Here is a 13,495-nt window from a genome sequence, read left to right as displayed (position 1 = left end):
GGCAAATTTGCGAAGTGGATGCTTCGATCAAGATCGAAGCGTGCTGCCGCATCAGAAGCCCGCCACCTTGGCGAGCGCCCGCTTCTCGCGGCGGCGCTGGACCGAGGAAGCGATGTTCATCGCTTCCCGGTATTTCGCGACCGTGCGGCGGGCGAGATCGACGCCGCCCTTCTTCAGCATGTCGACGATATCGTCATCGGAGAGCACCGCCTCCGGGCTCTCCTGCATGATCAGCGCGCGGATCTTGTGACGCACTGCCTCGGCCGAATGGCTGTCGCCGCCCTCGACGGCGCCGATCGACACGGTGAAGAAATATTTGAGTTCGAAGAGGCCGCGCGGCGTCAGCATATATTTGTTCGAGGTGACGCGGCTGACGGTGGATTCATGCATCTTGATCGCCTCGGCCACCGTCTTCAGGTTCAGCGGCCGCAAGTGGTCGACACCGTGCAGCAGGAAGGCGTCCTGCTGGCGAACGATCTCGCTTGCCACCTTCATGATGGTCTTTGCCCGCTGGTCGAGGCTGCGGGTCAGCCAGTTGGCGCTCTGCAGGCACTCGGACAGGAAGGCATGATCCTCGCCGTTCCGGGTCACGCGGGAAAAATAGGACTGATTAACCAGCACACGCGGCAGCGTATCCGGATTGAGCTCGACCAGCCAGCCACCCTCCGCGGAGGGCCTGACGACGACATCGGGCATGATCGCCTCGGAAACACCGGTCTCGAAACCGCTGCCGGGCTTCGGGTTGAGCTGGCGGATCTCGCCGAGCATGTCGAGAAGATCTTCCTCGTCAACGCCGCAGAGCCGCTTCAGCGTGGCGAAGTCGCGCCGCGCCAGGAGTTCGAGATTTTCGACCAGCGCCTGCATGGCAGGGTCGTAACGGTCCTTCTGCCGGAGCTGGATCGCCAGGCATTCGGCGAGGCTGCGCGCGAAAACACCCGGCGGATCGAGCGTCTGGAGGGCGGCGAGCACGTGTTCGACCTGCGGGAGACTCGTGCCGAGCCGCTCGCCGGTCTCGACGAGATCGACCTGGATGTAACCGGCATCGTCGAGCTGATCGATAAAATTCTGGGCGATCAGCCGGTCGCTCATATCGGGCAGGACGAAGGGGATCTGCTGCGCGAGATGATCGCGCAGCGACACCTGACCGGCGACAAAATCGTCGAGATCGTAATCGGCGCCGTCGGCGCTGCCCGGCATCGATTTCCACTGTCCAACGAGTTCCGGTGCATCGAGGCGCTGCGGGCCACCGTCATCGGGAAAGACATTGGTGTAATTGGCGTCGAGCTCGTCGTTCAGCCGGCCGGTGCTTTCGCTGCCGCCGTTGTCGTACCAGTCGCTCGACAGCGCCTCGGCGCGATTGTCGGCGCCGTCGTCCGAGCCGGCGTCCTCCGGCGAATGACCGAACTGCTCGTCCTCGCCTGCCGCCCGTTCGTCGCCCGCCTCGCCGTCATTCGACGGAAATTCGAGCAGCGGGTTCTTCTCCACTTCCTGAGCGATGAACTGGTTGAGCTCGAAATGGGTCATCTGCAGCAACTGGATGGATTGCATCAGTTGCGGCGTCATGACCAGGGACTGGCTCTGGCGCAGAAATAGATTGGCGGACAGTGCCATGACGGACGCGAAACTCCCTCGACTCCAGGAAACCGCGCCCGATCCACGCTTCAGGCCACGGAAATCCGAGTTGGCCCAAAAATTGCTTTTTTATCTCATTTGGTCAAGCGGAACTACGCGGCAAGGTGAATCAGCGCCGGATCAGAGGCTGAAATTATCGCCGAGATAGAGCCGGCGCACTTCCGGATTGTTGACGATGTCATTCGCCCGGCCGTGGGTCAACACTTCACCGGCATGGATGATATAGGCGCGGTCGATGAGGCCAAGCGTCTCACGCACATTGTGGTCGGTAATGAGAACGCCGATGCCGCGCGCCGTTAGATGGTGGACGAGGTTCTGGATATCGGCGACCGAAATCGGGTCGACACCGGCGAAGGGCTCGTCGAGCAGCATGAAGGTCGGGTCGGTTGCAAGCGCTCGTGCGATTTCGAGGCGGCGGCGTTCGCCGCCGGAAAGGGCGACGGCGGCACTCTTGCGCAGCTTCTGGATATGAAACTCCTCCAGCAGCTCGTTCAGCTTCTGCTCACGCTCGGCCTTGTCCTTCACATGCACTTCGAGGACGGCACGGATATTTTCTTCGACCGTCAGTCCGCGAAAGATCGAGGCTTCCTGCGGCAGATAACCGACGCCGAGCCGCGAGCGGCGGTACATCGGCATGGTCGTGACATCGTTTCCATCGATCTCGATCGTGCCTTCATCCACCGGCACCAGGCCGGTGATCATGTAAAAGCAGGTCGTCTTGCCGGCGCCGTTCGGACCGAGCAGGCCGACGGCTTCGCCGCGACGCACCACCAGGGAGACGCCGTTGACGACACGGCGCGTCGCATAGGTCTTGGTCAGACCACGGGCGATCAGCGTTCCCTGATAGCGGCTCTTGTCGGCGGCACCCGCAGCTTGCGGCTCAGGCCTGCCGAACATGGTGGATAGCGATGATAATTTCACGTGGGAGGCCGGTTCAGTTCTGCTTCTGCGCGTTCGGCTGCGATTTGGGATCGAGCTGAATCTGGACACGACCGCCGCAGCTTTCAAGCTCCGCCTGGCCGGTTTGCATATGAACGGTCAGCTTGCAGCCGGTGAAGACGTTCGGACCGTCCGACAAAATGACCTTGTTTCCCTGATCCGCGGTCAGGATGAATGTCTGCGAGGCCATGTCGAAATTGCCGTCGTCGGCAGTCGCCGTCTGCGTGCCCGAGACCAGGTAGACCTTGTCCGTCACCAGGATCTTGTCGATATCCGCACTTCCCGACGCCAGCGAGGCCGACTGCTCCGGTTTGGCTTCGGGTTGAGCCGGCGCGCCGGCGCCCGGCTTCGCCGCCTTGTCCTTGTAATAGACGGTCATCTTGCCGGACTGCATCGTCGTCGTGCCCTGGACGACCTTGACGTTGCCGGTGAAGAGCGCGGTGTGCTCCTGGTCATGGATCTCCAGCTTGTCGCTTTCGATCTGGATCGGCTGGTCGTTGGAAAGCTTCATGCCCGACATGGTCGTTGACTGCGCGCCCGCGCCCGAGACCGTCAGAATAAGGGCAAATGCGCCGGCAACGAATGCGATGGCCGTCTTGCAAGCTGAAATGCGACAATCTTTTGTCATGGGTGACCCGGCTGGTTAAGTGCCCTGTTTATGAATGGTGGATGGATCGACATTCATGCGAACATTCCCCTCGAATGTGATCACGCGCCCCTTATCGGTTATCTCCAGCGTCTTCGCAACAATGGAAGCATTGTCCTTGGTAATGGTGACGGGATCGTCGCTGCGCATGTTGCCGCCCTTGATGTCGAGCCGGGCGGACTGGAATTGCGCGTTGAGGCCGCTGCTCAGCACCAGGGTGAAGGGAGCCGTCATATGCAAGTTGTCGGTGGCGCGATTATAATCGGCAGTCGAAGCGATGACGCGGGCAATCAGCCCGTCATTCATCGGCACGGCGGCCTTGATGGTTTCGAGGGTGATGAGATCGGGATTGCGGATATCCTGCAGCGCCCTTTCGGCAAGCATGGAATAATTGACGCCGTCGGAGTTGCGTCCGGCAATTGCCGGCTTTTCCATCACGACCTTGCCGTTCTCGATCTTGGCGCCTTCAAACTTGACGTTTTCGGGCAGGTACAGGCTCACCAAGGCCACCGTCGTGAGGGCGCCGGCGACGATAAGGGCAGCCAACGGCAGCAAGATCTTCAGCCGCCGCACGCGGGCGGAATGAAACAACGCATCGCCATAAGGGCTCCTGCCGGAGCCCGCATAGGCGGCATGTCCGTTGTTCTTCAGGGTATCGAGCATAGGTCTCGTTCCAAGTGCGGTGATCGCCGCGCCCGCGTAACAAAGCCGGACGGCAATCACAGATCGTTTCGCATTATTACATTGGCTTGCCAATACGGAATTTTTTCTGCAACAAGCAACAAAACGGAAAAACATACAAAAGTGGCATTCATACGCGCCGCTGCGATCAATTTCACCGGACCCACGGCGCCATGCCGACCCCGGGCCAGCGCTGGAGGTTTCTATGGACAGTTCGATCATCGCGGATCGCCGGCGGCTGCGCCGCAAGCTGGGCTTCTGGCGCATCGTCGCGGTCGCCCTCGTCGTGGCGCTCGGTTTTGCCTTTTACCGCTTCGCCGTCGGCGAGGCCGGCACGGCAAGCCCGCATATCGCCCATGTGACGATATCGGGGCTGATCGTCGATGACGACGAGCTGCTGGAGCGGCTGAAGAAGGTCGAGACCAGCGATCAGGTAAAGGCCGCGGTGATTTCGATCTCCTCGCCCGGCGGCACGACCTATGGCGGCGAAAAAATCTTCAATGCGATCCGGGGGATATCAGCCAAGAAGCCTGTTGTCTCGGACGTGCGCACGCTGGCCGCCTCCGCCGGCTATATGATCGCCACCGCCGGCGACACGATCATTGCCGGCGACAGCTCGATCACCGGCTCGATCGGCGTCATCTTCCAGTATCCGCAGATCCAGCCGCTGCTCGACAAGATCGGCGTATCGCTGCAGGAGATCAAATCCTCGCCCCTGAAGGCCGAGCCCTCGCCCTTCCACGAGGCGAGCGAGGAAGCCAAGGCGATGATCCGCAACATGGTGGTCGACAGCTATAACTGGTTCGTCGACCTGGTCGCCGACCGGCGCAAGCTGCCGCGGGATGAGGTGCTGAAACTCGCCGACGGCACGATCTATACCGGCCGGCAGGCGCTGAAGGCGAAGCTCGTCGATACGATCGGCGGCGAGGCGGAAATCCGTGCCTATCTCAAGTCGCGCGGCGTCGACACCGATCTGCCGATGGTGGATTGGGACAAGAAGAGCAACACGCCTTTTCTGCTCGCTGGAGCTGTTTCGCGGCTCATTACTATCCTGGGTTATGATGATCTGGTCAAAGGCCAGGATATCAATGGAATCCTGCCCCCAAAGTTGCTTCTTGACGGGCTGCTTTCAGTTTGGCAGGTTGGCCGCGATTGATAAGAAATCAATAATTTAAGGGGGCGACTGTGATCAAGTCCGAATTGGTGCAGATTGTTGCGGCACGCAACCCGCATCTCTATCATCGCGACGTCGAAAATATCGTCAACGCGGTTCTCGACGAGATCACCGATGCACTGGCTGCGGGCAACCGCGTCGAATTGCGCGGCTTCGGCGCGTTTTCGGTCAAGAACCGCCCTTCCCGCTCGGGCCGCAACCCACGCACCGGCGATACCGTCTTCGTCGAGGAGAAGTGGGTTCCCTTCTTCAAAACAGGCAAGGAACTGCGCGAGCGGCTCAATCCCGGCCAGGCCGACGAAGAGGACTGAGCGGCGCGAGTCACCTGCGGCGAAACCGCACTTGAACTTGAACACCGTTTTCCTATTCTGCTAGCGCATCGGCCCGAAAGTCGGAATCGATTTTCGGGCCGATGCATATAAGGCGCATGGAGAGCTTAAATGGCCAAGAAGATCGTCAATCTGTTGATTCTGCTGCCGCTCGGAGTCATCCTCATCGTCTTCTGCGTCGCCAACCGGCAGAGCGTCACGCTCGCCTTCAATCCCTTCAAGCCCGAAGACCAGGTGCTTGCGGTTTCCGCACCCTTCTTCGTCTTCCTGTTCATCGCATTGATAGCAGGCATGCTGATCGGCTCGGCCGCCACCTGGTTCAGCCAGGGCAAACACCGCAAGCGCGCCCGCACCGAGGCCAAGGAAGCCATTCGTTGGCAGGGCGAGGCTGATCGTCACAGGTCCCGCGCGGAGGAGATCGCCGGCCAGCTGCCGTCGCGATAAGATCGACTCTCGCCCTGAGTCAAACCGGAGAAAAGCTCAGCTCCTCGTAGTCGCCTTCCGGCGACGCGCCGTTGCCGGTCACGGCAAACCCGTGGGAAAGGTAGAAGGCCTTCGCCCGCCGGTTGTTCACCAGGCATTTCAGCCGATATTTATGTTGCGGCCATTCCGGCAGTGCCCGGAGCAGCGCCGTGCCGGCGCCGAGTCCCTGGAATTCCTGCCTTATATAAAGCATGTGAATGAAATCGTCCTCCGGCCAGAGCGACAGGAAGCCGGCGACGCTCCGATCGGTATGCTCGCAGACGAAGATCGTCTCGCCATTTGTATGGACGGAGAAATCCTCGCGGTGAAACTTGCCGGGATCGACCCAGACGAATGTCTGGCGGCGCACGGAAAGATAGATGTCCGCGAGCATTTCCTGGTCTTCCGCCCGTGGCGGCCTGATGGTCCATGTCATCATGTCGGAATAGCTCAGGCGCAGGTCCGCGCCAAGTCGCAGCGAAAGCCTTCGGCGCTCAATCCGCAGCCATTTTTGCAACGACCGCAGTATTGAAATCCGAGAAGAAACCTTCGGCCAGCCGCTGCGAGGTCGAATCGAGCAGGCGTGTGCCGAGCTGGGCGAGCCTGCCGCCGAGTTCCGCCTTGGCCCTATAGTGCAGGATCGTCTCCTCGCCCCTCGCCTCGAGCACGACATCGGCGCTGCCCCTGGCGAAGCCGGCCAGACCGCCCTTGCCTTCGGCCGACAGCGTATAGCTTTCCGGCGCATCGATATTGGAAAGCGTCAGCAACCCATGGAAGGTGGCAGACAAAAGGCTGAACTTCACCTTGATCGTCGCCTCGAAAGCGCTTGGCGACAGCCGCTCGATGTTTTGGCAGCCCGGAATGCAGTCGCGCATGATATCCGGATCGTTGAGCGCTGCCCAGACCATGTCCCGCGGCGCGGCGATGCGTTCTTCGCCGGTGATATCCATCCGATAGCCCCATCTGCGATTCGCCCCATCTTATCCCAGCAGCAAAGCCCTTTGCCACGGCGGATGGGAATGTTATCTGGTGGCCTCTATCGGAAAGAATTACGATGAGCGACGAATTGAAACCCTGGAGCGTGACGGCGAGCCGGATCACCTACGAGGATCGCTGGATCCGGCTTCGCAGCGACGATTGCGTTACCGCCGATGGGATCGTCGTCGCTCCGTTCCATGTGCTCGATTATCCCGATTGGATCAACGTCATCCCGCTGATGCCCGACGGATGCGTGCTGTTGACGCGGGAATACCGGCATGGCCGAGCCGAAATCGTCCTCGGTCTCGTCGCCGGCGGCGTCGAACCCGCTGACATCGAGGCCGGCGATGCGGCGATGGCGGCAGCGCGGCGCGAACTGCGGGAAGAGACCGGCTATGACGCCTCGACCTTCGTCAAGCTGCTCACCTCCTATCCGAATGCCGCCAACCACAGCAATATAGTCACGAGCTGGCTGGCGTTTGGCTTGAACAGATCAGGCGAACCCCATTTCGACCCTGGTGAGAAAGTCGACATGTTGTTTGCAGATCTTGGCGATATCCTTGCCGACCTGCGGTCCGGCGCCGTTATCATGCAATCGATGCATGTCGCGGCCCTCTATGCGGCGGAAAGCTGGCTTCGCACGCACGCATCCGAGGGCTTGAAATGAACGCCGCCACAAGAGAACCTGTCCAGGCGTGGTCGGCGCCCAGTTGATCCGCTCCAGTCTTCTAGGCTAGAGGACGAAAAACCCGACAGAGACGCGGAAGAGCACGTTGAAACAAAGAGAACGCCGGCCGGGCCAGAAGAAGACATCAGGTCCCGCCGGTGAAAGCCGCAGGGACGATCGGGCCGGCCGAGCACCGAAGCCCGTGGCACGCCCCGCCGTCACACGCGATACAGTTCGCGAGACCGCAACGCCAGCGGCGGTTTCGCGCCCGCTCATGGAACGCAGCGGCGATCGACCGGCGGAGCGCGTGCCTGTCATTCTCGAATCGCTCGGCGCCGGTGACTTCCACCTGATCGACAGCGGCGACGGCCAGAAGCTCGAGCAATATGGCCCCTATCGCATCATCCGTCCGGAAGCCCAGGCGCTGTGGCGGCCTTCGCTGGCGCCGCAGATCTGGGAGAAGGTCGATGCCGTGTTCACCGGCGATACCGACGAGGAAGGCACCGGCCGCTGGCGCTTCCCGAGGGAGGCGCTCGGCGAGACCTGGCCGCTCAACCTGCTCGGTGTCGATTTCCTCGGCCGCTTCACCTCGTTCCGTCACGTCGGTGTCTTTCCCGAGCAGATCGTGCATTGGAGCTGGATGAAGGAGGCGGTCGAAAAGGCCGGCCGGCCGCTGAAGGTGCTGAACCTCTTCGGTTATACCGGCGTCGCCTCGCTGGTCGCCGCCGCTGCCGGCGCCGAGGTCACCCATGTCGACGCCTCGAAGAAGGCGATCGGCTGGGCGCGCGAGAACCAGGCGCTCGGCCGCATGGAGAAGCTGCCGATCCGCTGGATCTGCGAGGATGCGATGAAGTTCATTCTGCGCGAGGAACGGCGCGGCAGCCAGTACGACATCATCCTGACCGATCCGCCGAAATTCGGCCGCGGCCCCAATGGCGAAGTCTGGCATCTCTTCGAGCATCTGCCGCTGATGCTCGATGTCTGCCGCGAAATCCTGTCGCCGAAGGCGGTCGGCCTGGTGCTGACGGCCTATTCGATCCGCGCCAGCTTCTATTCGATCCACGAGCTGATGCGCGAAACGATGCGCGGCGCCGGCGGCGCGGTCGAATCCGGCGAGCTGGTGATTCGCGAGGCAGGCCTCGACGGCAAAACGCCGGGGCGCGCGCTTTCCACCTCCCTCTTTTCCCGCTGGGTGCCGAAATGAGCAAGGACTTCCCCGATCAGGGGCCGCGCAGGGTCGGGCAGGTGAAGGAAGTCACCTCGCTCGCCAATCCGATCATCAAGGACATCAAGGCGCTGACCAACAAGAAGTCTCGGGAGGAAAGCGGGACTTTCCTCGCCGAAGGGCTGAAGCTCGTCATCGATGCGATCGAGCTCGGCTGGACGATCCGTACGCTGGTCTACGCCAAGGCCGCCAAGGGCAAGCCGCTGGTCGAGCAGATGGCGGCAAGGACCGTCGCCTCGGGCGGGCTGGTGCTCGAAGTTAGCGAAAAGGTGATCGCCGCAATCACCCGGCGCGACAACCCGCAAATGGTCGTCGGCATCTTCGAGCAACGCTGGACGCCGCTCAAGGGCATCCGGCCGCAGGAGGGTGAGACGTGGGTGGCGCTCGACCGGGTGCGCGATCCCGGCAATCTCGGCACCATCATCCGAACGGCCGATGCGGCCGGCGCGGCCGGCATCATTCTGATCGGCGAGACGACCGATCCCTTCTCGCTGGAAACCGTGCGGGCAACCATGGGCTCGGTCTTCGCCGTTCCGGTCGCGCGGGCGACGCCAGAGGAGTTCCTGGCCTGGCGGAAGTCGGCCGGCGTTTCCATCGTCGCCACCCATCTGGCCGGCGCGGTCGATTATCGCACGATCGACTACCGGAAGAGGCCCACCGTATTGCTGATGGGCAACGAGCAATCCGGCCTGCCGGACCAGCTCGCCCGGGAAGCCGATGCGCTTGCCCGCATCCCGCAGCAGGGCCGCGCCGACTCCCTCAACCTCGCCGTCGCCACCGCCGTCATGCTTTTCGAGGCGCGCCGCCATCTCCTCTCACTTGCCGAGGGCAAATGACCGAACCGACGCATGCACGCCCCGCACTGTTTTCGCGCCCGGCGCCGATCCTATTCTTCATCCTCTTCGCCGTTCTCGTCGATCAGATCATCAAGATCGCCGTCGATCATACCCTGCCGCTGCAGGAAGCCGTGCCCGTCATTCCGATGCTGGCGCTCTATCGCACCTATAATCTCGGCGTCGCCTTTTCGATGCTGGAGGGGATGGACGGCTGGTTCATCGTCGGCATGCGGCTCGTCATCGTCGCCTTCGTCATCTGGCTGTGGTATCGCACGGCAAATGACCGCTGGCTCGCCCATCTCGGCTATGCGCTGATCATTGCTGGGGCGATCGGCAATCTTGTCGACCGCTTCGCCTACGGGCATGTGATCGACTACATCCTCTTCTACACCGAAAGCTGGTCGTTTGCGGTGTTCAATCTCGCCGACAGTTTCATCACTATCGGCGCCGGCTGCGTCATTCTCGAGGAGCTGCTGCTGCCGAAAAAGGCCGGCCGCTAAAATCTTATCGAATTCCTGAAGGCATTCGGAACAAGCCTCATGTTATCCAGATACCATGCAGAGTCTGGGACAGTTGCAGGAAAGATTGTCCGCCGCCTTCGGCGGAACCGCCGTCAAGCCGCATCGGGAGCGGACGGAGGAACCCTCGCCGCGTCCCGGCGCATCGACAGCGCGCACGGGTGCTGCGCCCCTATCAGGGCCTGCAGCGACGCGGCGCCTGCTGTTCTATTGGCTGAGCGGCGCGGGCTTTCTGGCCGCGATGATCCTGACGCTGCTCGCCCATGCCGGCGAGCCGCTGCTCCTTTCGGGCGGCCTCGTCGCTCTCGGCCTTGCCGTCATCGCCTGTTATGCCGTGCTGATGGTTCGCCGGCAGAGAAGCGGGCAGCCGGCCGGTCGATCCACTCCGAACGGCAATGATGGCGCGAAGCTCTTCGCCGAGGTGCATGACGTGCTCGGCGACATCACCCTCACCCGTGCCATGGACCGGCGCATCATCTCGGCCAACGACACGTTTCGCCGTCTGACCGGCCGGCTGCGTCCGGAAGGGCGGACCTGCGAAGAGATCGGGCTTGCCTTCCGCCCCGGCCCGATCCCGCACTGCTACGACGTCGAGATCTCGACGCCGGAAGGCCAGCGTATTTTCCTCTGGCGCGACGTCGTCACCCGCGATCCGGGCAGCGGCCACCTGCTGCTGCAGAGTGTTGCCCGTGATGTGACGGAGGAGCGGCTCGTCGCGCAGAGCCGCGAGTCCGCCCGCCAGAAAGCGGAGTATAACAGCGCCGCCAAATCGCGGCTGCTTGCAACCGTCAGCCACGAAGTGCGTACGCCGCTTTCCGGCATTCTCGGCATGACGCACCTGCTCGCGGAAACGCGGCTGACGCAGGAACAGCAGAATTATCTCGCCAACATCCGCCAGTCCGGCCACGCCTTGACGCAGCTTGTCGAGGATCTGCTCGATTTTTCCACCATCGAGGTCGGCCGATTCGAGCTTCACCCGCGCTCGGAATCGCTGCGGAAGCTTCTGGAAAGCGTTGTCGAAATGCTCGCCCACCGGGCGCATGAAAAGGGCATCGAGATCGGCGCCACCGTATCCTCAGACGTTCCGGAGAAAATGAGCTTCGATGCGGCGCGGCTGCGCCAGGTTCTGTTCAACGTCATCGGCAATGCCGTCAAATTCACCCAGGCCGGCGGCGTCTTCATCCGTGTATCGCTCGATGCCGGCAACCTCCTGATCACTGTCACCGACAGCGGTCCGGGCATGACGGCGGAGGAGCAGGCGCGCGTCTTCGGCGAGTTCGAGCAGGGTGGAAACGTTGCCGACAAGAGCGGCGGCACCGGGCTCGGCCTTGCCATCTCCGCCCGCATCATGCGCGAATTCGACGGCGCCCTGACGGTCACCAGTGAAAAGGGCAAAGGCAGCACATTCACCATCCGCTTCCCGATTGAACTCGACAGCGAGCGCTCCGAGCGGCGAAACACGCTGCTTTCCGGCAACAGCGTCGTGCTGCTGGCGCCGGCGGGGGCCGCCCGCTCCGCCATTGCCGAAACGATCACCGCGCTCGGCGGCATCTGCCATCTCGTCGACACCGGCGAGGCTGCGCGCGCGAAGCTGCTCGGAATGGCGAGCGGCGGCCGCCGGCCGACCGATATCATCGTCGATCATCGCATGTCGGCGGAATTTTCAGCGCACCTCGCCGATCGCGCCGAAATCGCTGCCCTTGGCCTGCGCAAGGTCCTGCTCGTCAACCCGGAAGAGCGCAGTGCCCATCCGCTCGACCTGTTCGATGCCTGGCTCATCCGGCCGCTGCGCGAACAATCGCTGATCGATGTGCTGCGCGGGCGCATGCGCGGCATGGAGAAGCGCGACGCGCTGAACGACAACCAGCCGGGTTTCGGCCTGCCGATGGCCGAGACCGTGGTTGCCGCGCACGGCCTGCGCATCCTGCTCGGAGAAGACGATCCGATCAATGCGATGCTGGTGCGCGTCGTCCTGGAAAAGGGCGGACACAAGGTGCACCATGTCGAGGATTTCGAGACACTGCTCGATTGCGCGCTCGGCGAGGCGAGCGCGCGGCCAGACATCATCATCAGCGATCTGTCGATGCCGGGCGGCAACGGCATCGACATGCTGGGGCGGCTGCGCGGCCACGAAAGGCGGCTCGATCTCGACCCGGTGCCGGTGATCGTGCTCACCGCCGACAAGAGCGACGAGTCGCGCCGCCAGGTATTGCTCAATGGCGCCAACCGCGTCATGGTAAAGCCGGTCGATCCGGTGCGGCTACTGACGGAAGTTCAGGCGGTCGCCGCCCTTTCCGCCCGCCGGGCAGAAGCGCGGTAGGTCGCTGAACTGACTATGCAGGCGGCTTGCGCCGGGAAATTCAATATGTCACTTTCCTGTCGCACAGAAGTGTTTTATGGCGTCGATAAGCCGGCAACGGGAGAATCGCCATGTCCTCCATCGACATCCTGAATCGTGACGTTACCGCGGAGGCTTCACGGCCGTCGACGGCTGCGCAGCAAGACGGCGACATCCTCGGCCGGATCGGCAATCTCGAAACCCGCCTTGCCCGCACGGCACGCGAGATCGATGCGGCCCAGGCCGTGCGCTACCGCGTCTTCGTCGAAGAAATGAAGGCGCAGCTGCCGCCGGAAGCCATGCGGCGCGAACGCGATTTCGATGCCTATGACGCTTTCTGCGACCATCTTCTCGTTCTCGACCGCTCGCTCGAGGGTGATCCGGAAGACCAGATCGTCGGCACCTACCGGCTGCTGCGCCAGGATGTCGCGATCGCCAATGGCGGTTTTTACTCGGCGTCCGAATTCGAAATCGAGAGCCTCCTCGCCAGGCATCCGGACAAGCGTTTCATGGAACTCGGACGCTCCTGCGTGCTGCCGGAATACCGCACCAAACGCACCGTCGAGCTTCTCTGGCAGGGCAACTGGGCTTATGCGCTGAAGCACGGCATGAGCGCCATGTTCGGCTGCGCCTCGTTCCCTGGCGTCTATCTCGAAAGCCACGCGCTGGCGCTGTCCTTCCTCTACCACAATGTGCTGGCGAAGGATGAGTGGGCCATCGGCGCACTGCCGCATCTCGCCCGCAACATGGACCTGATGCCGCCCGAGGCCGTCAACCCGAAGCGGGCGCTGATGGCCCTGCCGCCGTTGATCAAGGGCTATCTCAGACTCGGCGCGATGGTCGGCTCCAGCGCGGTCATCGACCACGCCTTCAACACGACCGACGTGCTGATCGTGCTGCCGATCTCCAGCATTTCCGACCGCTACTTGAATTACTACGGCGCCGACGCCGGCCGCTTCGCAAGCTGATCGGAATTCCAGCGGTTTTGCCGTGATCCTCGCGTCGTCGCGCTGCTGTCCTATCCGCGCTTTTTGCCCCTCACCCTAACCCTCTCCCCGTAAGAACGGGGA

General features: G+C 62.4%; 15 protein-coding genes. 9 read left to right on the top strand and 6 right to left on the bottom strand.

The annotated features are described in order from the left end of the window. Positions 1 to 51: 51 nt before the first annotated feature. The 4 genes from rpoN to lptC all read right to left on the bottom strand — a co-directional run bounded on the left by rpoN (position 52) and on the right by lptC (position 3,880). On the bottom strand, positions 52 to 1,611 hold the full coding sequence (gene rpoN, locus GGD53_RS18420) for an RNA polymerase factor sigma-54 (RefSeq protein ID WP_184458133.1): 1,560 nt from the start codon (positions 1,609 to 1,611) through the stop codon (positions 52 to 54). A 141-nt stretch (positions 1,612 to 1,752) separates the two neighbouring features. Beyond that, complete coding sequence (gene lptB, locus GGD53_RS18415; RefSeq protein ID WP_085776744.1) at positions 1,753 to 2,529, bottom strand: LPS export ABC transporter ATP-binding protein; 777 nt, start codon at positions 2,527 to 2,529, stop codon at positions 1,753 to 1,755. Positions 2,530 to 2,566: 37 nt separating this feature from the next. Further along, the gene (locus GGD53_RS18410; RefSeq protein ID WP_184458130.1) at positions 2,567 to 3,199 is read right to left on the bottom strand and encodes an LptA/OstA family protein; all 633 of its coding nucleotides are present in this window, start codon (positions 3,197 to 3,199) and stop codon (positions 2,567 to 2,569) included. Between the two features lie 15 nt (positions 3,200 to 3,214). After that, a complete protein-coding gene (lptC, locus tag GGD53_RS18405) occupies positions 3,215 to 3,880 on the bottom strand; it encodes an LPS export ABC transporter periplasmic protein LptC (RefSeq protein ID WP_184458215.1) in 666 nt (221 codons plus the stop codon). Positions 3,881 to 4,103: 223 nt separating this feature from the next. Between lptC and sppA the strand changes: the two genes are divergently transcribed. The 3 genes from sppA (at position 4,104) to GGD53_RS18390 (ending at position 5,845) form a co-directional block, all read left to right on the top strand. After that, on the top strand, positions 4,104 to 5,054 hold the full coding sequence (gene sppA, locus GGD53_RS18400) for a signal peptide peptidase SppA (RefSeq protein ID WP_184458128.1): 951 nt from the start codon (positions 4,104 to 4,106) through the stop codon (positions 5,052 to 5,054). Positions 5,055 to 5,083: 29 nt separating this feature from the next. Further along, positions 5,084 to 5,383: an integration host factor subunit beta gene (locus tag GGD53_RS18395; protein WP_003544934.1), complete on the top strand. Its 300-nt coding sequence runs from the start codon at positions 5,084 to 5,086 to the stop codon at positions 5,381 to 5,383. 129 nt (positions 5,384 to 5,512) lie between these two features. After that, complete coding sequence (locus GGD53_RS18390) at positions 5,513 to 5,845, top strand: LapA family protein (protein WP_184458126.1); 333 nt, start codon at positions 5,513 to 5,515, stop codon at positions 5,843 to 5,845. A 19-nt stretch (positions 5,846 to 5,864) separates the two neighbouring features. Here GGD53_RS18390 and GGD53_RS18385 read toward each other — a convergent pair whose 3' ends face one another. Both GGD53_RS18385 and GGD53_RS18380 read right to left on the bottom strand, forming a co-directional pair. Beyond that, entirely contained in the window at positions 5,865 to 6,299 is a 435-nt protein-coding gene (locus GGD53_RS18385; RefSeq protein WP_184458213.1) for a GNAT family N-acetyltransferase, read from the bottom strand. A gap of 58 nt (positions 6,300 to 6,357) precedes the next feature. Then, complete coding sequence (locus tag GGD53_RS18380) at positions 6,358 to 6,813, bottom strand: SRPBCC family protein (protein ID WP_184458124.1); 456 nt, start codon at positions 6,811 to 6,813, stop codon at positions 6,358 to 6,360. Between the two features lie 104 nt (positions 6,814 to 6,917). On the opposite strand from GGD53_RS18380, the gene GGD53_RS18375 reads away from it, so the two are divergent. The 6 genes from GGD53_RS18375 to GGD53_RS18350 all read left to right on the top strand — a co-directional run bounded on the left by GGD53_RS18375 (position 6,918) and on the right by GGD53_RS18350 (position 13,393). Continuing rightward, a complete protein-coding gene (locus GGD53_RS18375) occupies positions 6,918 to 7,508 on the top strand; it encodes an NUDIX hydrolase (RefSeq protein ID WP_184458122.1) in 591 nt (196 codons plus the stop codon). A gap of 106 nt (positions 7,509 to 7,614) precedes the next feature. Continuing rightward, complete coding sequence (locus tag GGD53_RS18370; RefSeq protein ID WP_184458120.1) at positions 7,615 to 8,712, top strand: class I SAM-dependent methyltransferase; 1,098 nt, start codon at positions 7,615 to 7,617, stop codon at positions 8,710 to 8,712. Then, entirely contained in the window at positions 8,709 to 9,569 is an 861-nt protein-coding gene (locus GGD53_RS18365; RefSeq protein ID WP_184458118.1) for a TrmH family RNA methyltransferase, read from the top strand. Before GGD53_RS18370 ends, GGD53_RS18365 begins: the two co-directional genes overlap by 4 nt. After that, positions 9,566 to 10,069, top strand: a complete 504-nt coding sequence (lspA, locus tag GGD53_RS18360) for a signal peptidase II (RefSeq protein WP_184458116.1) — start codon at positions 9,566 to 9,568, stop codon at positions 10,067 to 10,069. Before GGD53_RS18365 ends, lspA begins: the two co-directional genes overlap by 4 nt. Positions 10,070 to 10,124: 55 nt before the next feature. Next, positions 10,125 to 12,407, top strand: a complete 2,283-nt coding sequence (locus GGD53_RS18355) for a hybrid sensor histidine kinase/response regulator (protein ID WP_184458114.1) — start codon at positions 10,125 to 10,127, stop codon at positions 12,405 to 12,407. Positions 12,408 to 12,517: 110 nt separating this feature from the next. After that, positions 12,518 to 13,393 carry a GNAT family N-acetyltransferase gene (locus tag GGD53_RS18350; protein ID WP_184458112.1) on the top strand — a complete coding sequence of 292 codons (876 nt, stop codon included), beginning with the start codon at positions 12,518 to 12,520 and terminating at the stop codon, positions 13,391 to 13,393. Positions 13,394 to 13,495 lie beyond the last annotated feature (102 nt).

It is taken from the genome of Rhizobium aethiopicum (assembly GCF_014197535.1).
In the GTDB taxonomy this organism is placed as follows: domain Bacteria; phylum Pseudomonadota; class Alphaproteobacteria; order Rhizobiales; family Rhizobiaceae; genus Rhizobium; species Rhizobium aethiopicum_A.
The sequence above is the reverse complement of the archived record's forward strand: the minus strand, read 5'-3'. Positions and strand labels throughout refer to the sequence as shown.